Here is a 23,908-nt window from a genome sequence, read left to right as displayed (position 1 = left end):
GGCCGACATTTCGCTGGCTGCGTGACGGGAGCATCCGGGAAGCGTCTGGAATGGCTGCTCGGGCGGACTGAAGGGTGATCGCGCCAAAAGCTCGGAGGCGGCCTCTGGGCGCGCGGCAGAGGCCGCCTCGACATTTGTGCCTGCGGCGATGTTCCCGTTGTGAACAGGCCTGCTGTTGATCACAGCGACGACATCTCCGCTCCCCAAAGTCGGGAAGTCGGCACTGACGAGACGCGCTGCAGATGTGCCCTTCGCGTCCCCTGCTGTCGGGGCTGTCGTCGAGATTGCTGGCTAGAGGAGGGCTTGCGGGGGAGCTGGTTGGTCGAGTGCTGGCTGGTTCGGTTGAGGTGCGTGGCTTGAGGCTGCGAGGGCGTGGGATCGGCGCGATTTGGGCAGGAGCGTGAAGGGGCAGGGCTGGGAAGCGGGAAGGACGATGAAGGCGGTCGAGTTGCAGAGCCGCATCTGGCGTGTCGCATAGTCCAGCCAGACACGCTCGGTGGTGAGCTGCTGCAGGTGGACCGAGCCATATGGGGCAACGTCACGCTGCGCTGCCTGCGCGGCGAACTCAAACCGCAGTGCGTCAGCCGCCGGGACAGCGACCAGGCCATGGAAGTGGAATCCTTGCACACCGTCCTGGCCGATCAGCGCCGCCCAGGGGCGCTGCCGGCGTGCCGGCCCATTCCTCCACCTGCTCCCGAAGAGAACCCTGGCGATGTGGCCGTCGAGCCGATGAAGGCAGATCTCGGCCTGGATGTCGTCCTGGCGCCCGAGGCAGGGGTGGAAGGTCATCGCGAACCAGGCATTGCCCGGGCGCTGAGCCTCCATGCTCTTCTGCATCTGCTCGAGCCAGTCGGCAGTCTGGGCGGCAGGGGTTTGGCGGGGCGTTCCCATCCCCAGCCTATGGGTAGATGACCATCGTGGCGCAACGCGATCGCCTTGGCGGCCATGAAAATCATCAGATTGGGGCGTGGCGCTTGAGGCCATCGCGGCGAACGGCACGGCGCTGGTTGCGACCCTCGGGCGCTTCCTGCGACCCGACGGCATGGCGCTGGCGGCCGCGGCCACTCCCGCCCGGCTGGAGGCGGGCTGTGCGACCATCAGGCGCTGAGTGCCGCTTGCCCTTGCACGCGGCATCCCGCCCGGTTTCGGCGGCGACAACACGCATGGCCGGCAGACCTGGGCTGCCGCGGAGCTGGTGCGGCTCGGGGCATCGCCGGCGCAGGCGGTAGGGGCTCTCACCGGCACGGCGGACCGGATCTGCCACCTCTTCGACAGGGGCTTCCTGGGCCGGGCCTGCTCGCCGACCTTGCCGCCGTGGATGGCGATCCGCTGCCCGATCCCGGCGCGCTCCAGCGGGTGCGCATGGTGATGTGCCAAGACACACCCTTGTCACCACTTCAGTGACCGCTGTGAGCCACCCGAGCGTTCTCCATGCTACACACCGCGTAACACATCGTGTAACATAGGACCGGTGCCTCTCTCGCGAGAAGCCCTTGTTCCTGGCTGATTTCGACGTGTCTGCCGTGGTGGAGATTCCCCTCAGCTCCACCACCCGCCGTTGAAATCAAGGAATTGCGGTAACCCTGGGCAGCGCCTGTAGCACAGGTCGCACCACATGGGCCGAACCGCCCCGTCCTGCCTCTTGAGCAGGAACCGCCATCATTCCATTCGCTTCCGCGTGCCCATGAACCTCGTGCCGAGGCTGGGACGCCGGGAGGTTGTGCCGCGGCCGTCCAGCATTGGACCGTTGCGCTGTCAGCCTGCTGAGGCGATTTCTGCCGGCGCGGCGCCAATCGATCTCGAAGCGACGCGCCGCTGCTCCGGTGGGCAGGTCAGCGGAGCCGCGGAGGCCACGCGATCCTTCGGAAGGCGGCGACGAAGGCATTGCCCACCTTCGCCAGCCATTCGAGATCCCTGTCGTCGTCGGCCGCGCTCCGGATGCGCTTTGGGCAGCGCGGACGGCCGGGGGCGGGTCAGGGCAGGTAGGCGCCACCGCTGATATGGATGGACTGGCCGGTGATGAAGCGGCTGACCGGCAGGCAGAGGTGCAGGATCATGGCCGCCACCTCCTCCGTCCTGCCTTCCCCGCCGGTCAGCACCCGGGCGCCGCCGCTGCCCGGCGCTTCGCCTGCGGTGGCGCTGCGCGGGCCGCCGATCTTGCCGGGCACGACGCAGTTCACCGTGATGCCGTCGCCGCCGAACTCCACGGCCAGCGCCTTGGTCAGGCCGACCAGGCCCGCCTTGGCGGTGCTGACATGGGCGCGCTGGTGCGCGCCGATATGGCCGGTGACGCCACCCATGTTGATGATGCGCCCGCCGCCGGCCGCGATCATGTGCGGGATGGCAGCGCGGGCGCAGAGGAACGCGCCATCCAGGATGATGCCGGTCACCCGGCGCCACTCCGCCAGCTCCATCTCGACGAAGGGGGCGATGGCGCGGTCGGCGGCGTTGTTCACCAGGATGTCGAGCCGGCCGAACTCGGCCACCGTCGTCGCCACCATGCGGGCGACGTCGGCCTCGGAGGTCACATCGGCCTGGATGGCGAGGGCCCTGCCGCCGCGCCCGCGGATCTCCGCGGCCACCGCCTCCACCTCCGCCATCGAGGCGCGGGTGTTCACCACCACGGCGGCGCCGGCACCGGCGAGCGCATAGGCGGTGTCGCGCCCATTGCGCCGCGCCGCGCCGGTGACGATCGCGACCTTTCCCGCCAGCACTCCCTCGGCTGTGCTCATCGGTGTCTTCCCCCAGCTGCGTTGAACATGACCTGGATGACATTACCATTGCATCTCCGGCGGCGACGGGGCCTTACTTGCCGGTTTCCACCCAGCGGAATGCACGCTCGGCGCCGCAGTGGATCGGCGAGCGGAGGATGCATGGCAGCCGCGGTTCCGGGCACGCCTTCGGCAATGCGGACCGCCCCGGCGGAGGCCCTGAGCGGCGCAGCCGGCGTCAGCGTCGTGTCCCGTGTCGTCGGCCTGTTGCGCAGCTTCGCCGAGGCGGGCGCCAGCGTGTCGATCAAGGACCTGTCTGGCGAGCTGGGCCTGGCGCCGAGCACGCTGCACCGGCTGCTGGAGCAGCTGATCGAGGCCGGCATGATCGAGCGCGCGCCACGTCGCCGCTATCGGGTGAGTGCCGAGTTCAGCCGGATCGGCGCGCTGGCCGCCCGCAAGACCGGTGTGCTGCGCCTGGCCCGTCCGGTGCTGGAGGAGGTGGCGCGCGAGACGGCGGAAACCTGCATGCTCGGCATGCTGCTGCCGCAGGCCCTGACCATGATGTTCATCGACAAGGCGCCGGCGGCACAGCCCTTGCCCTACGAGATCCGCATGCACCGCGCCCGGTCGCTCCTGTGGGGCGCCACGGGCCTGTGCATACTCGCCTGGCTCGGGCGGCAGGATCTGGAGGATGTGCTGGGGCGCGGCGAATTGTCCCCGGTCAACGGCCGGTCGCCACCGGAGGGTGCCGTGCTGGCCAGGCGGCTGGCGCGGATCCGCGCGCATGGCTACGCGATCACGCGCGGCGAGCAGACAAGCGGCGCAGTGGGCATGGCCGCGCCGATCTTCGGCGCACATGGCCGCATCGTCGCCGATCTCTGCATCACCCTGCCGCAGGCGAGGTTCGGCGCGGGGGACGAGGCGCGCTTCGCCCGGCTGTTGATGGAGCGCGCGACCCGGCTCTCGCGTGTCATGGGCAGCTTGCCCGCGGCCCCGCCCGCCAGGCGCTGATGGCGCAACTCACATTCCGATGGGCGGAAACCGGCCGCGCGCCGTGCTTGCGGTCGGCCAGCGCCGTGTGTTGGCATTCGGCGGCTGTCTGGGCACGGGGCACCAGGGTCGGAGGAAAATGATGTCGTCATCGCGTCTGCCGCTATCGCGTTTCCGGGTGCTCGACCTCACCGCGCATCGCGCCGGCCCGACCGCGGCGCGGCAACTGGCCGATTGGGGCGCCGACGTGATCAAGATCGAGCCGCCGGCGGCGCTGGATGACGAGCCGGGCGGCGGGCTGATCGGCAAGCGGCATGGCTCCGACTTCCAGAACCTGCACCGCAACAAGCGCAGCCTGACGCTCAACCTGAAGGAGGCCGAGGGGAAGGCGATCTTCTTCAAGCTGGTCGAGACGGCGGATGTGGTGCTGGAGAACTACCGCTCCGACGTGAAGACCCGTCTCGGCGTGGACTACGAGGCCTGCCGCACGGTGAACCCGCGCATCGTCTATGGCAGCATCTCGGGCTTCGGGCAGGACGGGCCCTATGCGACGCGGCCGGGGGTGGACCAGATCGCGCAGGGCATGGGTGGGCTGATGTCCATCACCGGCCTGCCGGGCCAGGGTCCGGTGCGCGTCGGCATCCCGATCGCCGACCTCACCTCCGGCCATTTCCTGGCCCAGGGCGTGCTGATCGCGCTGCTCGACCGCGAGCACACCGGCGTGGGGCAATGGGTGCACACCTCGCTGCTGGAAGCGCAGATCGCCATGTTGGACTTCCAGGGGAGCCGGTGGCTGATTGACCATGAGGTGCCCGGCCAGGCCGGCAACGACCACCCGACCAGCACGCCGACGGGCGTCTTCCCCACCACCGACGGCACGGTGAACATCGCCGCCGCCGGCGACCGGCTGTATCGCCGGCTGTGCGAGGCGCTCGGCCGGCCGGACCTGATCACGCACCCGGACTACAGCGACTCCGGCAAGCGCCGCCGCAACCGCGCCGCGCTGAACGCCGCGATCGCCGAGATCACCGCCCGGATGAGCCGGCAGGAGCTGGTGGACCTGCTGACCAGGGCGGGCGTGCCGAGCGGCCCGATCTACAGCATCGACCAGACCTTCGGGGATCCGCAGGTCCAGCATCTCGGCATCGCGCGGAAGGTGGAGCACGCGGCGCTCGGCACGCTCGGCGTGGTCGGGCAGCCGATCAACATGTCCGCCGCCCCGCAGCCGGAGACGCTGCGGATGCCGACGCCGGAGCTCGGCGAGCACAGCGACGCGCTGCTGCGGGAGATCGGCTACGATGCTGACACCATCGGGCAGCTCCGCAAGCGCAACGTGGTCTGAGGGAGCGCGGACGATGACCGGGCGCATGCTCTCGGAGAAGGCCGGCGGGATCGCCTGGATGACCTTCAGCAATCCCGCGAAGCGCAACGCCATGTCTCTCGAGATGTGGGGCGCGATGGCGGAGATCGTGAAGGATTTCCAGGCCGATCCGGCGATCCGCGTGGTGGTGATGCAGGGCGACGGGGACAAGGCCTTCGTCTCCGGCGCCGACATCTCGCAGTTCGAGAAGTCGCGCGCCGATGCCGAAGCCGCGGCCGCCTACTCGGCGGTGTCGGACGGTGCGCGCGCGGCGCTCAACGGCTTCGACAAGCCGCTGATCGCTCTGATCCGCGGCTTCTGCATGGGCGGAGGGCTCGGCATCGCGATGGCGGCCGACCTGCGTTTCGCAGCGGATGATGCGCGGTTCGGCATCCCCGCCGCCAATCTCGGCATCGCCTATTCGCAGGACAATCTGCGGCGCCTGGTGAACCTGGTCGGGCCATCCGTGGCCAAGGACATCCTGTTCTCCGCCAGGCGACTGGACGCCGAAGAGGCACTGCGCGTCGGCCTCATCAACCGCGTCGCGGCGCCGGAGGCGCTGGAGGAGGTGGTGCGCAGCTACGCCGCCACGCTGGCCGAGAAGGCCCCGCTGTCGCAGCGCGCGTCCAAGGCCATCGTGAACGAACTGATGAAGCCGGAGAGCGAGCAGGACGCGGCGATGATGCGCGGCCATGTCGAGACCTGCTTCAACAGCGCCGACTACACCGAGGGCCGCCGCGCCTTCATGGAGAAGCGCAAGCCGGCCTTCCAGGGGCGCTGATGCAGGACCTGCTGCCCGCCCTGGCGCCGATCCCGCCCGACCTCGCCGCGCTGGGCGCGACGCCGGCGGAGATCGAGGCGCATGTCGCGGGGCTTGCCAGGCGGGCGGAAACCCCCTGCGGCGAGGGCAGCCTGGTCTGGCACATCTGGGGCGAAGGCCCTCCGCTGGTGCTGCTGCATGGCGGCTACGGGTCCTGGAACCACTGGATCCGCAATGTGCTGCCGCTGGCGCGCCGGTGGCAGGTGCTGGCCGTGGACCTGCCGGGGCTGGGCGAATCCGCCACGCCGCCGCAGCCCGACGACCCGGATGCCATGGCAGCCATCATCGTCGAGGGCCTGCACCGCCTGCTGCCCGCCGGCTGCCGGGTGGACCTCGTCGGCTTCTCCTTCGGCGGCGTGCTGGGCGGGCCGGTGGCGGTGCGGCTGGGGCCGGCGCTGCGGCGCTTCGTCATCGTGGGCGCCAACGGCCTGGGCCTGCCGCGCGCCGCGATGGCGCCGATGGGCTCCTGGCGGCGGCTACCGGACCGCGCGGCGCGGCTGGCGGTGCACCGGCAGACTCTGGAGGTGCTGATGTTCGCCGATCCGCGTCGCATCGACCCGCTGGCGCTGCATCTGCAGGAGCGCAATGCCGAGGCCGGCCGCGTGCGCAGCCCGGAGATCAGCCGCACCGACGTCCTGCGCCGCAGCCTGCCTGCGCTGCGCGGCAGGCTGGCGGCCATCTGGGGCGAGCAGGACAACATCGCGCGCGGCGCGCTGGATGCGCGGCGCGAGGTGCTGCAAGCCGCCGACCCGGCGCTGCCCTTCCGCGCCATCCCCGGCGCCGGCCACTGGGTCAGCTACGAGGCGGCGGACGATTTCAACACCATCCTGTCCGGCCTGCTGCTGCCGGAGTGAGGGAGACCGCGCATCAGCGCCAGCGGTGCTGGCGTATCGCAACGCCAGCGGTGCTGGCACGGAGAAGGAGACCGCGATGCCCACCATCCCCCGCCTCGCCGCCGGCGGCCTGGCGCTGCTGCTCGCCGCCGTGCCCCTGTATGGCGCCGCCGAGGCCGCGGAGCTGCGCATCGGCCTGGCCGCGCCGCCCACCTCGCTCGATCCGCATTTCCACAACAACGGCGTGAACAACTCCCAGGCGCGGCATGTCTTCGATGCGCTGACGCACCAGGACGCACGCCAGCAGATCCGGCCTGGCCTGGCGGAGTCCTGGCGGCTGGTGGACGAGACCACCTGGGAGTTCAGGCTGCGCCGCGGCGTGACCTTCCATGACGGCACGCCCTTCACCGCGGACGACGTCGCCTTCTCGCTGGAGCGCGCCCCGCGCGTGCCGAACAGCCCGAGCTCCTTCGGCACCTTCACCAAGCAGATCAAGCGCGTGGAGGTCGTCGATCCGCACACCATCCGCATCCACACGGATGGCCCCGCGCCGCTGCTGGCGATCGACCTCAGCTCCGTCGCCATCATCTCCCGCCGCCACGGCGAAGGCGCCAGCACGGCGGACTACCAGGCGGTGCGGGCGGCGATCGGCACCGGCCCCTACCGCCTGGCGGAGCACCGCCCGGGTGACCGCATGGTCTATGAGCGGAACCCGAACTACTGGGGTGGCGCGGAGCCGTGGGAGCGCGTGACCTTCCGCATCATCACCGTCGGCCCGGCCCGCGTCGCCGCGATCCTGGCCGGCGACGTGGACATGATCAACGAAGTGCCGAGCACCGACATGGCACGGCTGCGCAGCGAGAACAGCGTCCGCCTGTGGTCCGGCAGCACCAATCGCATGACCTTCCTTTCGGTCGATGTGCAGAACGAGGTGCCGATCGCCGGCAATGCCAGCGACAACGCCGGCAACCCGCTGCCCCGCAACCCGATGCGTGACCTGCGCGTGCGCCAAGCCCTGTCGCTCGCCATCGACCGCGACGTGATCGTGGAGCGGGTGAACGAGGGGCAGGCAGTGCGCGCCAACCAGCTCATCCCGGAGGGCTTCTTCGGCTACAATCCGGCGATCCAGCCGGAGACGCCGGACCCCGAGCGCGCCCGCCAGCTCCTGGCGGAGGCCGGCTATCCCGACGGCTTCCGCATCGTCCTGCACACCAGCAACGACCGCATCGTGAACGCTGCGCGCACCGTGCAGGCGATCGCGTCGATGTGGGGCCGCATCGGCATCCGCACGGCGATCGAGACGATGCCGCACACCGTCTATTCCGGCCGCACCTTGCGCTTCGAGCTGTCGCACATGCTGCATAGCTGGGGTGCGGGCACCGGCGAGGCGGCCGGCACCTTCGTCGGCATCGTCCACACCCGCGGCGGCGCCTATGGCGGATCCAACCGCGGCCGCTACTCCAACCCCGAAGTGGACGCGGCGATCCGGCAGGCGCTGGTGACGGTGGACGAGGATCGCCGTCGCGCCATCCTGCAGGAGACGATGGTGACCGTGATGAACGACCGGGCGATCCTGCCGCTGGTCTTCTGGGTTTCGACCTGGGCGACGAAGCCGGACCTCGCCTACACGCCGCAGGCCAACCAGGCGACGCTCGCCATGGCGACGCGGCGGGCACAATGAGCCAGGCGCAGGCGCTGCTCTGCGACCTGCCGGCGGTGGAGCTCCGCCGGCTGATCGGCACCCGCCGGATCTCCCCGGTGGAGCTGCTGCGGGATTGCATCCGCCGCATCGAGGCGGTGAACCCCGCGGTGAACGCCGTGGTCGCGACCGATTTCGAGCGGGGGCTGGAGGCCGCCCGGGCGGCAGAGGCCGCGGTGATGCGCGGCGGGAAACTCGGCGCGCTGCATGGCCTGCCGGTCGGCGTGAAGGACCTGAACGACACGGCGGGACTGCGCACCACCTACGGCTCGCCGATGTTCCGCGACCATGTGCCGGAGCAGGACGAGCGGATAGTGGCGGCCCTGCGCCAGGCCGGCGCCATCATCCTCGCCAAGACCAACACGCCGGAATTCGGCACCGGCGGCAACACGCTCAACGATGTCTATGGCGCCACCGGCAATGCCTTCGATCCGGCGCTGTCCTGCGCGGGATCGAGCGGCGGGTCGGGGGTGGCGCTCGCCACCTCCATGCTGCCGCTCTGCACGGGTTCCGATACCGGCGGATCGCTGCGCAAGCCGGCCGCCTGGTCCGGCGTGGTCGGCTTCCGCCCCACGCCGGGTCTCGTCGCCTCGGAACGGCGGCGGCAGGGCTGGTCGGTGCTGTCGGTGCAGGGGCCGATGGGCCGCGACGTGGCGGATACGGCGCTGCTGCTCGGCGCCATGGCCAGCGCGGACAGCCGCGACCCGATGGCCAATCCGCTGCTCGGCGATCCGGACACGCTGACGCTGCGCCGGCCGGTGGATCTCGCCGCGCTGCGGGTGGCGACCAGCGTCGATCTCGGCTTCGCGCCGGTGGCGCCCAGCATCCGCCGCGTCTTCCTCTCCCGCATGGCGGCGCTGGCGCCGGCGCTTGCGCGCTGCGAGGCGGAGGATCCGGACATGGCGGGCATCGACCGTGCCTACCGCGTCATCCGCTGCACCAATTTCCTGGCGGGATTCCGCAAATACTACGAACGCGACCCGGCGCTGCTGGGCGGCAACACGCGCAGCAACTACGAGGAAGGGCTGCGCTACAGCCTCTCCGACCTGGCGGATGCGCATGCCGAGCAGACGCGGGTGTACCGCGCCTTCCAGGACTTCTTCGGCCGCCACGACCTGCTGCTGCTGCCAACGCAGGCCCTGACGCCCTTCCCGAAGATGCTGCCCTTCCCGACCGAGATGGAGGGCATCCCCCTGACCGGCTATTTCGACACCTCCGGCGTCACCTACGGCATCTCCATGATGGGGCATCCGGCCATCTGCATCCCCTGCGGGCTGGACGAGAATGGCATGCCCTTCGGCCTGCAGGTGGTGGGGCCGCGCGGCGCCGACGGCTTCACCCTGGACGCCGCCCTGGCGCTGGAGCAGCACTTCCGGGACCTGCCGGATTTCCGTCGGCCGATCCCCAACCTCGCAGCGCTGGAGGCGCGGGGGCGCGGCTGAACCGCCGAGCCCCCGGCATTCAGGCGGCCGGCTTGATCCGCGAGTTGAACTCGTTCGTGAACAGCGAAGCGAGTTCCGGCTTGCGTTCCAGCGTGCCGCCCGAGGCGGTGATGTCGAGCGTGGACGACATGAGCTGCGGCAGGATCCAGCCGAGCCCGTGCTCCCGCGACCGCTCGGTGACGCAGAGCTCCATCACATAGGGCATGGCCGCGAGCAGCGCGCCGCGCTCGAGTCCGGCGCCGGCATCGGCGACCAGCGCATCCACCGCTGCCCCATGGTCCGCCGCCGCCGCCGCCCAGCCCCGATAGGTCGCGCGCAGGAAGCGCCGGCACAGGTCACCGCGCTCCCGCACCGTGTCGCGATGCGCGATGTAGGTGTGCCCGTAGAGTTGGAAGCCGTGATCGGCCCAGAGCATGTGGCCGACATTGCCCTGGCCGAGTGCCCGCTCCCACAGGGGATAGCCGGAGTAGAGATCAAAGGAGAGATCCACCTCGCGCGAGACGACGATGGCCTGCTTCCCCTCGGGCCGCACGTTCACCATGGTGATGCTTGCCGGGTCCACCCCGTTGGCGCGTGCGAAGGCTGGCCAGACGATGCGGTGGCTGTCGCCCGGCGGCAGTGCCACCTTCTTCCCGGCCAGGTCCGCGGGCGTGCGGAAGTTGCGTTCCTTGTAGAAGAAGGCGTTGTTTGCCGCCTTGTCGAACACCACGCCGAGCATGACGAGGTCGGCGTTCTTCGCCACGGCGGCGATCACCGTGGGCGCGTCGGAGATGCCGAAATCGGCCTGCTTGACCTCGATGCGGCGGGCCGTGTCGGCCGAGCCGGTGCCGCGGTTGATCGTGAGGTCGATCCCTTCCTCGGTGTAGAAGCCGCGCTTGCGTGCGAGGTAGAGCGGCGCATGGTCGCCCGAGCCGAACCAGTTCAGCTGCAAGGTCACGCGCGCCGGCGCCTGGGCGCGCGAGGCGAAAGGCGCGGCGAGCGTGGCGGCGCCAAGCGACAATGCAGCGCGGCGGTGGATCCTTGTCATGGACGTATTCTCCTCCCTCAAGCGGTTGCCGTGTCCTCGTGCCGTTCCCACGGCGTCAGCCAGCGTTCCGCCACCACGACCAGCGCATAGATCGCCAGGCCGAGGACGGAGATCAGGATCAGCGCGGCGAAGATCGCCGGCGTGTCGAGCGTGACGCCGGCGGCCATGATGACGGCGCCGAGCCCCCGTTCCGAGGCGACGAACTCGCCGACGATGGCGCCGACCACGGACATGCTGGCGTTCAGCTTCAGCCCGGCGAAGATGTAGGGGATCGCGTTCGGGAAGCGGATCTTGCGCAGCACCTGCCAGCGCGTCGCGCGCATCGCCTGGGTCAGCGAGAGCAGGTCGGGCTCCACCGCGCGCAACCCGACGGCGGTGTTGATCACCATCGGGAAGAACGCCACCGTCACGCCGATCAGGACGTTCGGCACGATGCCGTAGCCCAGCCACAGCAGGAACAGCGGCGCGAGCGCGATCTTCGGCAGGGTGTTGAACAGCACCAGCAGCGGCATGACCACGCGCTCGATCCGTGGATCCCAGACCACCACCACCGCGAGCGCGATGCCGAGGACGGCCGAGAGGACGAAGGAGCCGGCGACCGCGAGCAGCGTGGCCGCCGTGTTCAGCCCCCACGCGAATCGCGGCTCGGCGAGCGCGGCGATCGAAGCGACCGGCCCGGGCAGCACGAATTCCTTCACCTCGAGCCCGACGACGAGCAGGTGCCAGGCGACCAGCATGATGGCGAGCGCCAGCGCGCTCGGAAGGTAGTAGAGGACGGCGCGGTAGCCCATCGGCCCTTCCCGGCTGCGCGTGCGGAGCCTACTTGCGTCGCGGCGGGGCCCGCAAGCAGGATGTGCGCATGCACCAGCCCTTCATCCGCCTGCGCGGCGTGCGAAAGACCTACCGCGCCGGCAACGGGCGCGACGTGCTCGCGGTCTCGGAAGCCAGCTTCGACGTGGAGGAGGGCGAACTCGTCTCCCTCGTCGGCCCCTCGGGCTGCGGCAAGACGACGCTGCTCAAGATCCTGGCCGGGTTGCAGGGGCATGATTCCGGGGAGGTGAGCCTGGGGGGCGGGCGGCCGTTCGATCCGGCGCGCGACGTCGGCATCGTGTTCCAGCAGCCGCTGCTGCTGCGCTGGCGCAGCGTGCTCGACAATGTGCTGCTGCCGGCGGAGATCCTCGGCCTGCCGATGAAGCCGGCGCGCGACCGCGCGCGAGACCTGCTGCAGCTGGTGGGGCTGGAGGGGACGGAAGCGCGCTGGCCGCACGAGCTTTCGGGCGGCATGCAGCAGCGCGCCTCGATCGCGCGCGCGCTGCTGCACGACCCGAGATTGATCCTGATGGACGAGCCCTTCGGTGCGCTGGATGCGCTGACGCGCGAGCGCATGAACCTGGAGCTGCTGCGGATCTGGTCGGAAAGCCGCAAGACCATCGTCTTCGTCACGCACGGGATCGCCGAGGCCGTGTTCCTCGGCACGCGCGTGGTCGTGCTCACTGCCGGCCCGGCGCGCATGGCGGATGACTTCACGGTGGAGCTTCCGCACCCGCGCGGCTTGTCTGTGAAGACGACGGAGCTCTTCGGCAGCTACACGCGGCGCATCTACGGACTGCTTGGGATGTGAACCCTCCGCGAGGTGGTTGGCGGCATGGCTGCCAGCTGACCTGCGGACTGCCTTCCCGGTCCTCGGTGGCCCTGGAGCCGCGCTCCGGGACACGCCGTTGACAGTGTCGGAAAGGTGGGCCTGACTTCGCGGGAATCGAACAAGGAGCACCTCCGACATGCGCCTCGCCGCCGCCCTGCTCGCCTGCGCGCTCGCCATGCCTGCTGCCGCCCAGAACCTCTCGGTCGGCATGCAGACCGAGCCGGGGACCATGGATCCGCAGTTCAACCTGCTCGGCTCCAACACCTCGGCGCTGCGCAACATCTTCGACACGCTGCTCTCCCGCGATCCCAGCCTGCAGGTCCGCCCCTCGCTGGCCGAGAGCTGGCGCGCGGTGGACGAGACGACCTGGGAGTTCAAGCTGCGCCCCGGCGTGCGCTTCCACGATGGCAGCCCGCTGACCGCCGAGGATGTCCGCTTCACCATCGAGCGCGTCACCCGCGTGCCCAACAACCCGAACTCCTACGCCACCTATGTGCAGGGCATCCGCGAGGTGCAGGTGGTGGACGAGCGCACCGTCCGCTTCATCACCAACGGCCCGGTGCCGCTGCTGCCGAGCAACATCTCCAACATCTTCATCATCTCCTCGGCGAAGGGCGTCCGCTCCACCTCGGAGTTCAACAGCGGCCAGGCGGCGATCGGCACCGGCCCCTATCGCTTCTCCTCCTGGCAGCCCGGCCAGCCGCTCGTGCTGGAGCGGAACGACGGCTATTTCGGCGGCGCGGCGCATTGGCAGCGCGTGACCTTCCGTCCCATCGCGAATGACGGGTCGCGCGTCGCGGCGCTGCTCTCGGGCGATGTGGACTTCATCAACGGCGTGCCGCTGCAGGATGTCGGCCGTCTGCAGGGCGGCCGCACGCAGGTCTTCGGCGGCCCCTCCGCCTATGTCTACATGCTGTTCCCCGAGGTCGGGAAGGATCCGCTGCCCGGCGTGCGCGACACCCAGGGCAACCCCCTGCCGCGCAACCCCTGGCTCGACCCGCGCGTGCGCGAGGCGATGTCGCTGGCCATCAACCGCCAAGCCATCGTGGAGCGGTTGATGGAAGGCCGTGCGCGCGTGGCCAACCAGGCCGTGCCGGAGGGCTTCTTCGGCCATTCCACGCGCATCCCCGCCGCCCGCTTCGACCCGGAGCGCGCCCGCACCCTGCTCCGCGAAGCGGGCTTCCCGAACGGCTTCCAGACCGACCTGGCCTGCCCGAACGACCGCTTCGTCAATGACAGCAAGATCTGCGAGGCCGCGGCCCAGCAGCTGCAGCGCGTCGGCATCCGCGTCAACCTCTCGACCCAGCCGCGCACCACCTTCTTCCCGCAGCGGGCGCGGCGCGAATGGCCGCTGCATGCCGCGGGCTGGGGCAGCCTGACGGGCGAGAGCAGCTACTTCCTCACCAGCCAGATCCACACGCCGAACCGCGAGCTGGGCCTCGGCGCGATCAACTACTCCGGCATCTCGGTGCCGGAGATCGATGCGCTGATCCAGCGCGGCCGCCGCACGCTGGACGATGCCGAGCGGCGCCGACTGCTGGAGGAGGTGATGGAGCAGACCATCGCGCGGAACCTGGTGGTGCCGATCCTGACCTTCGAGGCGATCTGGGCCGGCCGTGCGGACCGCGTGGCCTTCACCCCGCGCGCGGATGAGGAGACGCTGGCCATCGAGGTGAAGCCGGCCGCCCGCTGATGGCGGTGCAGGTCAGCCTGGAAGGCCGGCGGGCGCTCGTCACCGGCGCCGGCACCGAGGGAATAGGGCGCGCGGCGGCACGCATGCTGGCGCGCGCCGGCGCCCGCGTCGCGGTGCATCACCTGGCCGAGCCCGAAGCCGCGGCGGCGCTGGCGGCGGAGACGGGCGGCCCGGTGCTGCAGGCCGACTTCGCCGACATCGCCGCTGCCGGGCGCCTGCCGCACCGGGCAGCGGAGGCGATGGGCGGGCTCGACATCCTGGTGGCCAATGCCGGCGCGCTGCTGCGCAAGCCGCTCGCCGAGACCACGGATGCGGAGTTCGCGCGCATCCATGCGGTGAACCTGCAGGCGGGATTCGCCCTGGCGCGGGAGGCGGCCGGGCTGATGCGCGGCGGCGGGCGCATCGTCTTCACCTCCTCGGTCAACCAGTGGATGCCCAATCCGGGTCTCGTCGCCTATGGCAGCTCCAAGGCCGGCATCGGCGGGCTGGCGCGGCAGATGGCACTAGAGCTCGCGCCCGCCGGAATCACCGTGAACGCCGTGGCGCCGGGCACCATCGAGACGGATCTGAATCGCGGCGCGCGCGAGGATCCGGCATGGCGCGAGCGCAAACTCGGGCTAATCCCCGCCGGCCGTACCGGCACGCCGGAGGATGTGGCTGGCGCCATCCTGTTCCTGTGCAGCGACCTCGCGGCCTATGTCACCGGCACGACCATTGCGGTGGATGGCGGCCTTTCCCTGATGGGGCTTCGGGCATGAGCGATCTCTGGGAAGCCTTCGCGCTGCGCTACGCGGTGGACCGGTCGCGGCGCGCCTTCCAGAACTTCCTCGGCAGCTCGGGCGGCGAGGCTGCGATGCCGGTCGCCTACCACGCCTTCATCCTGCGCGGCCCTGGCGGACTGGTGGTGATGGACACCGGCGCCGATGCGGAACGCTGCGCCCGCTATGGCAAGACGGATATCCATGGGCTGGACGAGGCGCTCGCGCTGCTCGGGGCCTCACCTGCGGATGTGCACACGGTGGTCCAGACGCATCTGCACTGGGACCATGCGGGGCAGCCCGGCCTGTTCCCGGCGGCGCGCTTCCACCTGCAGGCGCGGGAGATGGCCTATGTGAACGGCCCGGCGATGCGCCACGCCGTGCTGCGCGCGGGCTACGAGGTGGCGGACATCGGGGCGGCCACGGCGCTGCTGCATGAGGGCCGGCTCGTGTTGCACGATGGCGAGGCGACGCTCGCGCCGGGCCTCACGCTGCACCATGTCGGCGGGCACACCGATGGGCTGCAGGTGGCACGCCTGCGCACGCGGCGTGGCTGGATGTGCCTGGCCACCGATGCCTTGGCGCACCGCGCCAATCTCGACCGTCGCATCCCCTTCCCGGTGCTGTATCACGTCGGCGACGCGCTCGACGCCTTCGACACGGTGACGGCGCTGGCGGACGCGCCCGACCTCGTCATCCCGGGCCACGATCCCTGGGTGGTGGATGCGCACGCACCGGCCGCACCCGGCGCGGCCGGCTGGCTCGCGCGGCTGGATTGAGGAGGCGGAGCATGGGCGAGCCGATCTCGGACGAGGTGCTCGACGCGTTGCTGGCGCGCGCCGGCATCGCGCTCGACCCTGCCGGCCGCGCCAGCCTGCGCGACGGTGCCGCCGGGCTGGCCGTCCTGCTGGAGCGGCTGCACCACCCGCGTCCCCTGGAGGTCGAGCCGGCCCCCGTCTTCGCGCCGCTGCAAGGCGGGCGATGAGCCTCTTGCCCGGCAGCCTGGCCGAAGCGGCGCGGCTGATCGCCGCGCGCAAGCTGTCGCCCGTCGAGCTGACCCGTGCCGCTCTCGCACGTGCGGACCGGCTCAATCCGAAGCTCCACGCCTTCATCCGCATCACGGAAGATCTGGCGCTGGACCAGGCGCGCGAGGCCGAGGCGCGGCAGATGGCCGGCACGCTGCGCGGCCCGCTCGACGGCATCCCCGTCGCCCACAAGGACATCTACGGGACGGCCGGCATCCCTACCACCGGCCATTCGCGCCTGCTGCTCGACCACGTGCCGCGGCGCAATGCCGCGACCGTGGAGGCCTGGGAGCGCGGCGGCGCGGTGATGCTCGGGAAATGCGCGACCTACGAGTTCGCCATGGGCGGCCCCTCCTTTGACCTGCCCTGGCCGCCGGCGCGGAATCCCTGGGACACCTCCCGCTTCACCGGCGGCTCCTCCACCGGCACGGCGGCGGCGGTCGCGGCCGGGATCATCCTGGGCGGCACCGGCAGCGATTCCGGCGGGTCCATCCGGCTTCCCGCAGCGCTCTGCGGCGTCGCCGGCGTCAAGCCGACCTACGGAGTGTGCAGCCGGCGCGGCATCCTGCCGCTGTCGCACAGCATGGACACGGCCGGACCGCTGGCCTGGACCGTCGAGGATTGCGCGATCCTGCTGCAGGCGATGGCCGGCCATGACCCGGAGGACCCCTCCTCGGCGGAACGTCCGCCGCCCGACCTGCTCGCCGGGCTGGAAGGCGGCGTGCGCGGCCTGCGCGTCGGCGTGATCCGGCATTTCCATGAAACGGATCTGCCGGCCACCCCTGCCGTGCGAGCCGGCCTTGCGCATCTGACGGAGGTGCTGCGCAGCGAGGGTGCGGAGATCCGCGAGGTGGCTCTGCCCCCGCTGGCGGATTTCCACGCGGCGGGCTGGGTGATCCTGATGGCGGAGGCGCTGGCGGTCCACGAGACCTGGATGCGCACGCGTTTCCACGACTATGGCGAGATCCTGCGCGAGCGCCTGGCGCTGGCCGCCCTCATCACCGGCCTCGACTACGTCCAGGCCCAGCGCCGCCGGCGGGAGCTGTCCGAGGCGGTGGCGGCGGCGATGCGGGATTGCGACCTGCTGGTCACCGCCGGCCAGCCTGCGGAGGCGCCGCCCATCGAGAGCATCAGGACATGGTCCACGGTGCGGACGCCGAACCTCACCGTCCCCTTCAACATCACCGGCCAACCCGTCGCCTCGGTCTGCACCGGCTATGGCGAGGGTGGACTGCCCGTCGGCGCACAGATCGCAGGCCGTCCCTTCGAGGATGCAATGGTGCTTCGCGCCGGCCGCGCCTTCGAGCGCGCGACTGCCGAAGCCAGGCGACGGCCAGCCTTCTAGGCCAGAATCTCCTTTCCAGGACCCGTCGCCACTGCCTAGCCTGCCGGGATGGCCTATCCGGACTACCCGGCGCCCGAGCACGTGGCCGGCCAGCGTGGCGCGCTCGCGCCGGACTACGATGCGGATGTCGTCATTCTCGCTCTCGATCGTGCGGAGGAAACGGTCGAGGCGATCGCCTCGGCTCGGGCGCAGGCCGGCCTGTCGAAGCATGTCTGGGTCGCCGACCAGGGCAGCGCGCCGCAGAACCTGGCCCGCCTGGCCGCCGCGGTGGAGGGGGCGACGGACACGACGCTGGTCCGCCTCGATCGCAACTGGGGCGTCGCCGGCGGGCGCAACCGCGCGACCGCGCTCGGCCGCGGCCGCGTGGTCTTCGCGCTGGACAACGACGCCGAATTCGCCAGCGTGGACACGCTGGCGCGCGCGGTCGGTGCGCTCGATGCCGACCCGGGCCTCGCCGCGATCGCCTGCCGCATCCTGGTGCACGCGACCGGGGAGGACGACGTCTCCTCCTGGGGCTATCCGGCCGGACTCCTGCGGCGCGCCGGCGAGAGCTTCGACGTGATCACCTTCGTCGGCGCCGGCGCCGCGCTGCGCCGCCGCGACTTCACCCGCGCCGGCGGCTACGACGACGCCCTGTTCTTCCTGTTCGACGAACTCGATTTCTGCCTGCGCGCGATCAACCTCGGCCAGCGCATCCGCTATCGTGGCGATATCGGCGTGCGCCACAAGGTCAGCCCTGAGCGGCGCTTCGCCTGGAACGGCACGCGCTGGTTCTACTTCGTGCGCAACCGCCTCTATGTGGAGATGAAGCATGCGTCCCCCCTGGCGGTGCTGCCTCGGTTCCTGGCGTATCAGGTGAAGGGCGCGCGCAACGGCGTGCTCGGCCAGGGGCTGCGCGCCGGCGTGGCCGCGCTGCGCATGTGGCGCGCCTTCCGCTCCCCGCCCGGACACGAGGCGCTGTACCGCCTCACGCCGGCGGCGCGGGACTACATCCGGCGCAACGACATGGCACACAGGGGTGGGCTGCTGTGCCGCCTTCGGCAGGAGGTGCTCTCGCCCCTGCCGGGCCTGCTCCGCGGCGTGGAGGCCGCACGTCGCGGGTGATTGCACCACGGCACGGCAAGCCCCATGCTGCGCTGCGTGATCTCGCGAGGAATCAGCGCCGCGCGCGTTCCACGCCAGGATGCCTTGCGATGTACACCCCGCCTGTCTTCCGCATCGAAGACCCCGACTGGATGTTCGGCTTCGTCGAGGCCAACGATTTCGGGATGCTGGTCAGCGGCGCGCCGCTGGCCGTCTCGCACCTGCCCTTCCACCTGGTCCGGCCGGAGGGCGGGCAGCCGGCGCGGCTGCTCTGCCACCTCGCACGCGCCAACCCGCATTGGCGCAGCTTCGAAGGCGCGGGCGCCGAGGCGGTGGCGATGTTCCGCGGGCCGCATGCCTATGTCTCCTCGGCCTGGTACGGCGCGCATCCCGCGGTGCCGACCTGGAACTACGACGCGGTGCAGGCGCGCGGCCACGCCACGCTGATCGAGGACCCGGAGGCGATCGCGGTGCAGATGCGCAGCCTCGCCGCCCGCTACGAGCCCGTGCCGGGCTTCGACATGGATGCCCAGCCCGCCGCCTACATGGCCGGAATGTTCAAGGGCGTGGTCGGCGTCTCGATCGAGGTCGCGGAATGGACCGCCAAGCGCAAGCAGAGCCAGAACCGCCCGCTGGCCGATCGCGTCGCGGTGGCCGCGGCGTTGGAAGCACGGGGCGAGCATGCGGCGGCAGCGGCGCTGCGGGAGGCGAACGGCTTGGCCAAGCCCTGACCAGCGCGGCGCGCACCTGCCGGCCAACCTCCGGTCGAGCCGGCGTTCCGCCGTTGCGGATCGTGACCATACACGAGGCAAGGACGCATCCCGGCGCTCTGGCAGGGCCCGGCTTGCCGCACGCGCCCGGCATCGGCACAGATGGGCCGCCGAGGAGGGAGCAAAGCGATGCGCGTGACCGGCCTGCCGCCCTATGACCCGAACAACATCTTCGCCCGCATCCTGCGCGGCGAGATCCCCTGCCGGAAGGCGGGCGAGAACGAGCACGCGCTGGCCTTCCACGACATCAACCCGCAGACGCCGGTGCATGTGCTGGTGATCCCGAAGGGCGCCTATGTCTCGGTGGCCGATTTCAGCGCCAGCGCCAGCGAGGCCGAGATCGCCGGCTTCTGGCGCCTGATCGGCCAGGTGGCGAAGGAGCAGGGGCTGGAGGGTGGCGGCTATCGCATCCTGTCCAACATGGGGGAGGATGGCGGGCAGGAAGTGCCGCATTTCCACGTACATATCTTCGGCGGCCGCCGCGTCGGGCGGATGGTGCCGAAAGCGGAAGCTTGAGCGCGGCATCGCTTGGCCGCGCGCGTGATCCGCATCGCTTGACCGCACGCGTGATCCGCATCGCTTGACCGCGCGCGTGATCCGCATCGCTTGACCGCGCGCGTGATCCGCATCGCTTGACCGCGCGCGTGATACGCGCGACCCCATGGCGATGACCAACCCGCTGCTCGAAGCCCGTGCCGCGCTGGAAGCCGCCGGCCGGCTGCCGGATGCCGAACTCGACATCGCCGCGGTGGCGCTGCAGCTCGCGCGCGTGGACCAGCCGGCGGCGGACTGGCAGGCGGCGAACCAGCATTTGACCGACATCGCCCGCGCCGCGGTCGAAGCCGCCGCCGCCGATCCAGAGGCCGATGCCGGCGACCTGCTGCGCCGCCGCGCCGCGCTGGCCGAGCTTCTCCACGGGCAGCTCGGCTACACCGGCGACGCCGAGACCTATGACGACCTGTCGAACGCCAACCTGCTGAAGGTGATCGAGCGCCGGCGCGGCCTGCCGGTGGCGCTCGGCGTCCTCTGGCTGCATGCGGCGGAGGCGGCGGGGTGGGAGGCGCATGGCGTGGATTTCCCCGGCCATTTCCTGGTGGCGCTGGCCGGGCGCGGCCAGGTGGTGGTGGACGTGTTCGGCGGCGGCGAACCGCTGGATGCACGGGACCTGCGCGCGCTGCTGAAGAAATTCGCCGGCGAGACGGCGGAACTCGGCCGCGACACGCTGGCGCCGATGAGCAAGCGCGCGGTGCTGCTGCGGCTGCAGAACAACATCAAGCTGCGGCGGCTGCGCGAAGGCGACATGGCCGGCGCCGTCGCCTGCACCGAGGACATGCTGCGCATCGCGCCAGACGCGGTCTCCCTGTGGCGGGAGGCGGGGTTGATGCACCAGCGGCTCGGCCACATCACCGCGGCGATCATGAGCCTGGAGCGCTTCCTCGCGCTTTCGCCCGACGGCCCGCAGGCCTCCCGCGTGCGGGGGCTGCTGGAGGAACTGCGGCAGCGGCTGAACTAGGCAGAGCGCCTGCTGCCCCGTGCGCCGGGGCCGCCTTGCGGCGCCTGCCGCGGTTCCGGCGATGGCCTTGACCCTGCCCGCCGCGCGCGCGAAGCCTCCGTCGTCCGTTGGGGAGGAACGCCGATGCGCATCGGCATTGCCGGCATCGCCGGCCGCATGGGCCGGCTGCTGGCCGAGGAGGTCACCGCCGCCGGGGCGACGCTCGCCGGCGGCACGCTGCGCCCGGGCTCGACCAAATCCCCGCCATCCGGCGCCAAGGTGCTGCCCGATGCAGCCACCCTCTTCGCCGCTGCCGATGTCGTGATCGATTTCACCCACGCCGAGGAAGCCGCCCCGCACGCCCTGCTCGCCTCGGCCGCGGGCAAGGGCCTGGTGCTCGGCTCCTCCGGCCTGAACGCCGCGCAGGAACGCGCGGTGGCGGAGGCCGCGGCGAAGATCCCCGTCGTCTATGCCGCCAATTTCGCCCCCGGCGTGAACCTGGTGCTGGCGCTGGCCGAGAAGATGGCCGCCGCCCTGCCCGGCGCCGCCTACGACGCCGAGATCGTCGAGATGCACCACCGCCAGAAGGTGGACGCGCCCTCCGGCACCGCCGTCGCCATGGGGCGCGCGGTGGCGAAGGGCCGCGGCACCACGCTGGAGGAAGCCGGCACGGAAAGCGGCCGGGACGGCCATACCGGGCCGCGCGCCACCGGCGCCATCGGCTTCGCCGCGCTGCGCGGCGGGCAGGTGGTGGGCGAGCACACGCTGTTGTTCGCCAGCGCAACGGAACACATCGCGCTCACCCATCGCAGCTTCGACCGCCGCGCCTACGCCACCGGCGCGGTGCGCGCGGCGCTGTGGCTGCAGGGGCGCAAGCCCGGGCTCTATTCGATGATGGACGTGCTGGGGATGTAGCCTCGGCCGGCGGGCGGCAATCCGGCCGCGGGCGCGCCGCGCCTGCCTTGACCCTGCCCAACTCCGCTGCGATACGCGCCCGTCCCGGATCCGCCGGGGCCTTGAATCCAGGCCGGCTCCTTCCGGCCCTCCGCGACAAGAGGCCGAATTACGCCATGCGCGATACGGGTGAATACCTGTTCACCTCGGAGAGCGTCTCCGAGGGCCATCCCGACAAGGTGGCCGACCGCATCTCCGACACGGTGCTGGACGCCTTCCTCACCGCGGACCCCTATTCCCGCGTGGCCTGCGAGACGCTGGTGACCACCAACCGCGTGGTCCTCGCCGGCGAGGTGCGCGGCCCCGGCAGCGTCACGCCCGAACTGCTGATGCACCTCACCCGCCTCGCGATCCATGACATCGGCTACGAGCAGGACGGCTTCCACTGGCAGAACGCCGAGATCGCCTGCCACCTGCACGCCCAGTCCGCGCATATCGCGATGGGCGTGGACGCCGCCGGCAACAAGGACGAGGGCGCCGGCGACCAGGGCATCATGTTCGGCTATGCCTGCACCGAGACGCCGGACCTGATGCCGGCGCCGCTCTACTACGCCCACACCATCCTCCGCCGCATCAGCGAGATGCGCCGCAACAAGGACAGGGCCGTCGAGGGGCTGCTGCCCGACGCCAAGTCCCAGGTGACGCTGCGCTACGTGGACGGCAAGCCGGTGCAGGCCACCTCGATCGTCGTCTCCACCCAGCACGCCGAGGGCATGGAGCAGGCCGAGATCAAGCGCCTGCTGCGCCCGATCGTCGAGAGCACGCTGCCCAAGGGCTGGATGTGCGACGACCATGAGTTCTATGTGAACCCGACCGGCCAGTTCGTGATCGGCGGCCCGGACGGCGATTGCGGCCTGACCGGGCGCAAGATCATCGTGGACACCTATGGCGGCGCGGCCCCGCATGGCGGCGGTGCGTTCAGCGGCAAGGACCCGACCAAGGTGGACCGCTCGGCCGCCTATGCCGCGCGCTACGTGGCGAAGAACGTCGTCGCCGCCGGCCTCGCCGAGAAGTGCACCATCCAGGTCAGCTACGCGATCGGCGTCTCCAAGCCGCTCTCGGTCTATTTCGACCTGCACGGCACCGGCCGCGACGTGGACGAGGCGAAGCTCGCCAAGGTGGTGGACGGGCTGATGAATCTCTCGCCCCGCGGCATCCGGGAGCATCTGCACCTCAACCGCGCGATCTACGTGCCGACCAGCGCCTATGGCCATTTCGGCCGCACCCCGGATGCGGAGAAGGGTACCTTCACCTGGGAGAAGACCGACCTGGCCGACGAGCTGAAGCGGGCGTTCAATCGTTAGCCCTCGGACGCCGGGCGCGCGCTCCGCGCGCTTGGCTTCCGCGCCGACGCGCTGGAGCTCTTCAGCCGGAACGTGTCCTGCGCGCGGGCGCGCTTCGCGCGCCGGGGATGGAGTCAGGGCGGTGGGTGCAAACCCGCCGCCCTTCGCGTTGATGGACCTCTCATGACCGCCGACCGACCGCCCCTCGCCGAGGGCGTGCCCGACCGCCTCTATGGCCGCCGCCGCGGCCATCCGTTGCGGCCGCGCCAGCAGCGCCTGCTCGACATCACCCTGCCGCGCCTGCGCCTGACCGCCGGACAGGCCGCCGAGCCGCGCGCCGCCTTCGGCATGCCGGGCGCGCCGCTCTGGTGCGAGGTCGGCTTCGGCGGCGGCGAGCACGCGCTGGAACAGGTCGCGGCACATCCGGAGGTCGCCTACATCGCCTCGGAAGTGTTCGAGAACGGCCTCTGCTCGCTGCTCACGCGGCTGGTCGCGGAAGGCGAGGAGGCCACCGGCGCGCTGCCGCGCAACCTCCGCCTCTGGCCGCAGGATGCGCGCCACCTGCTCGGCGCGCTGCCCGAAGGCGCGCTGGACCGGCTGTTCCTGCTGTTCCCCGATCCCTGGCCGAAATCCCGCCACGCCAAGCGGCGCTTCGTGCATCCCTCGCTGCTGCCGCTGGTCGCCCGCGCGCTGAGGCCCGGCGGCGAATGGCGCATCGCCTCCGACGACCCGACCTACCAGGACTGGGTGGAGGAGGTGATGGGCGCCGCCGCCGATTTCACGCTGGCCGCCCGCCACGAGGCGCGCCCCGCCGGCTGGCCCGGGACGCGCTACGAGGCGAAGGCGCTGCGCGAGGGGCGCCGGCCGCGCTACTGGATCTTCGCGCGGCGCTGAAGCCGCCGGGCCGGACCGCGCCCCAGCCATGGAAATCTTTTCTGTCCGGCCTGGGCAACCCTGGCACAGAAAGATCATCCTGCTATG

24 protein-coding genes are annotated in these 23,908 nt (G+C 71.1%); 20 read left to right on the top strand and 4 right to left on the bottom strand.

Translation table 11 applies throughout. From position 1 onward, the window contains the following. Positions 1-291 precede the first annotated feature (291 nt). Entirely contained in the window at positions 292-837 is a 546-nt protein-coding gene (locus ACESM1_RS02200) for a hypothetical protein (protein WP_372617291.1), read from the bottom strand. A 130-nt stretch (positions 838-967) separates the two neighbouring features. Here ACESM1_RS02200 and ACESM1_RS02195 point away from each other — a divergent pair, with 130 nt between their 5' ends. Next, positions 968-1,108 carry a hypothetical protein gene (locus tag ACESM1_RS02195; protein ID WP_372617289.1) on the top strand — a complete coding sequence of 47 codons (141 nt, stop codon included), beginning with the start codon at positions 968-970 and terminating at the stop codon, positions 1,106-1,108. A gap of 865 nt (positions 1,109-1,973) precedes the next feature. Here the strand turns inward: ACESM1_RS02195 and ACESM1_RS02190 are convergent. Further along, positions 1,974-2,732, bottom strand: a complete 759-nt coding sequence (locus tag ACESM1_RS02190; RefSeq protein WP_372617288.1) for an SDR family NAD(P)-dependent oxidoreductase — start codon at positions 2,730-2,732, stop codon at positions 1,974-1,976. Positions 2,733-2,873: 141 nt separating this feature from the next. Here ACESM1_RS02190 and ACESM1_RS02185 point away from each other — a divergent pair, with 141 nt between their 5' ends. The 6 genes from ACESM1_RS02185 (at position 2,874) to ACESM1_RS02160 (ending at position 9,855) form a co-directional block, all read left to right on the top strand. Continuing rightward, positions 2,874-3,722, top strand: coding sequence for an IclR family transcriptional regulator (locus tag ACESM1_RS02185; RefSeq protein ID WP_372617287.1), 849 nt, complete (start codon positions 2,874-2,876; stop codon positions 3,720-3,722). Positions 3,723-3,843: 121 nt separating this feature from the next. Beyond that, entirely contained in the window at positions 3,844-5,043 is a 1,200-nt protein-coding gene (locus ACESM1_RS02180; protein WP_372617285.1) for a CaiB/BaiF CoA transferase family protein, read from the top strand. A 13-nt stretch (positions 5,044-5,056) separates the two neighbouring features. Then, positions 5,057-5,842, top strand: coding sequence for an enoyl-CoA hydratase (locus ACESM1_RS02175; protein WP_372617284.1), 786 nt, complete (start codon positions 5,057-5,059; stop codon positions 5,840-5,842). Continuing rightward, positions 5,842-6,735 (top strand): alpha/beta fold hydrolase, encoded by an 894-nt coding sequence (locus tag ACESM1_RS02170; protein ID WP_372617282.1) that lies wholly within the window; start codon positions 5,842-5,844, stop codon positions 6,733-6,735. Before ACESM1_RS02175 ends, ACESM1_RS02170 begins: the two co-directional genes overlap by 1 nt. Positions 6,736-6,811: 76 nt before the next feature. Next, positions 6,812-8,395 carry an ABC transporter substrate-binding protein gene (locus ACESM1_RS02165; RefSeq protein WP_372617280.1) on the top strand — a complete coding sequence of 528 codons (1,584 nt, stop codon included), beginning with the start codon at positions 6,812-6,814 and terminating at the stop codon, positions 8,393-8,395. After that, a complete protein-coding gene (locus ACESM1_RS02160) occupies positions 8,392-9,855 on the top strand; it encodes an amidase (protein WP_372617279.1) in 1,464 nt (487 codons plus the stop codon). The genes ACESM1_RS02165 and ACESM1_RS02160 overlap by 4 nt, the downstream gene beginning before the upstream one ends. Positions 9,856-9,874: 19 nt before the next feature. Here ACESM1_RS02160 and ACESM1_RS02155 read toward each other — a convergent pair whose 3' ends face one another. After that, positions 9,875-10,882, bottom strand: coding sequence for an ABC transporter substrate-binding protein (locus tag ACESM1_RS02155; protein ID WP_372617277.1), 1,008 nt, complete (start codon positions 10,880-10,882; stop codon positions 9,875-9,877). 17 nt (positions 10,883-10,899) lie between these two features. Further along, positions 10,900-11,673, bottom strand: a complete 774-nt coding sequence (locus ACESM1_RS02150) for an ABC transporter permease (RefSeq protein WP_372617276.1) — start codon at positions 11,671-11,673, stop codon at positions 10,900-10,902. 68 nt (positions 11,674-11,741) lie between these two features. Here ACESM1_RS02150 and ACESM1_RS02145 point away from each other — a divergent pair, with 68 nt between their 5' ends. The 13 genes from ACESM1_RS02145 (at position 11,742) to trmB (ending at position 23,821) form a co-directional block, all read left to right on the top strand. Continuing rightward, the gene (locus tag ACESM1_RS02145) at positions 11,742-12,503 is read left to right on the top strand and encodes an ABC transporter ATP-binding protein (protein ID WP_372617275.1); all 762 of its coding nucleotides are present in this window, start codon (positions 11,742-11,744) and stop codon (positions 12,501-12,503) included. A 157-nt stretch (positions 12,504-12,660) separates the two neighbouring features. Next, positions 12,661-14,217, top strand: coding sequence for an ABC transporter substrate-binding protein (locus ACESM1_RS02140; RefSeq protein WP_372617273.1), 1,557 nt, complete (start codon positions 12,661-12,663; stop codon positions 14,215-14,217). Next, positions 14,217-14,975 (top strand): SDR family NAD(P)-dependent oxidoreductase, encoded by a 759-nt coding sequence (locus ACESM1_RS02135; RefSeq protein WP_372617271.1) that lies wholly within the window; start codon positions 14,217-14,219, stop codon positions 14,973-14,975. The genes ACESM1_RS02140 and ACESM1_RS02135 overlap by 1 nt, the downstream gene beginning before the upstream one ends. Then, entirely contained in the window at positions 14,972-15,754 is a 783-nt protein-coding gene (locus tag ACESM1_RS02130; protein WP_372617269.1) for an N-acyl homoserine lactonase family protein, read from the top strand. The genes ACESM1_RS02135 and ACESM1_RS02130 overlap by 4 nt, the downstream gene beginning before the upstream one ends. Positions 15,755-15,765: 11 nt before the next feature. Then, positions 15,766-15,960, top strand: coding sequence for a hypothetical protein (locus tag ACESM1_RS02125; RefSeq protein WP_372617268.1), 195 nt, complete (start codon positions 15,766-15,768; stop codon positions 15,958-15,960). After that, a complete protein-coding gene (locus tag ACESM1_RS02120; protein ID WP_372617267.1) occupies positions 15,957-17,345 on the top strand; it encodes an amidase in 1,389 nt (462 codons plus the stop codon). The genes ACESM1_RS02125 and ACESM1_RS02120 overlap by 4 nt, the downstream gene beginning before the upstream one ends. Positions 17,346-17,393: 48 nt before the next feature. Then, entirely contained in the window at positions 17,394-18,449 is a 1,056-nt protein-coding gene (locus ACESM1_RS02115) for a glycosyltransferase family 2 protein (protein WP_372617265.1), read from the top strand. Between the two features lie 89 nt (positions 18,450-18,538). After that, positions 18,539-19,159: an FMN-binding negative transcriptional regulator gene (locus ACESM1_RS02110; RefSeq protein ID WP_372617263.1), complete on the top strand. Its 621-nt coding sequence runs from the start codon at positions 18,539-18,541 to the stop codon at positions 19,157-19,159. A 168-nt stretch (positions 19,160-19,327) separates the two neighbouring features. Further along, complete coding sequence (locus tag ACESM1_RS02105; RefSeq protein WP_372617262.1) at positions 19,328-19,714, top strand: histidine triad nucleotide-binding protein; 387 nt, start codon at positions 19,328-19,330, stop codon at positions 19,712-19,714. A 145-nt stretch (positions 19,715-19,859) separates the two neighbouring features. Next, positions 19,860-20,711, top strand: a complete 852-nt coding sequence (locus tag ACESM1_RS02100) for a SirB1 family protein (RefSeq protein ID WP_372617260.1) — start codon at positions 19,860-19,862, stop codon at positions 20,709-20,711. Positions 20,712-20,834: 123 nt separating this feature from the next. Then, entirely contained in the window at positions 20,835-21,605 is a 771-nt protein-coding gene (gene dapB, locus ACESM1_RS02095) for a 4-hydroxy-tetrahydrodipicolinate reductase (protein WP_372617258.1), read from the top strand. A gap of 155 nt (positions 21,606-21,760) precedes the next feature. Beyond that, positions 21,761-22,948 carry a methionine adenosyltransferase gene (gene metK, locus ACESM1_RS02090; RefSeq protein WP_372617256.1) on the top strand — a complete coding sequence of 396 codons (1,188 nt, stop codon included), beginning with the start codon at positions 21,761-21,763 and terminating at the stop codon, positions 22,946-22,948. A 162-nt stretch (positions 22,949-23,110) separates the two neighbouring features. Continuing rightward, entirely contained in the window at positions 23,111-23,821 is a 711-nt protein-coding gene (trmB, locus tag ACESM1_RS02085; RefSeq protein WP_372617254.1) for a tRNA (guanine(46)-N(7))-methyltransferase TrmB, read from the top strand. Positions 23,822-23,908: the final 87 nt, after the last annotated feature.

The organism is Falsiroseomonas sp. (assembly GCF_041690465.1).
Classification (GTDB): domain Bacteria; phylum Pseudomonadota; class Alphaproteobacteria; order Acetobacterales; family Acetobacteraceae; genus Falsiroseomonas.
This window is presented reverse-complemented; position numbering and strand designations above follow the sequence as displayed.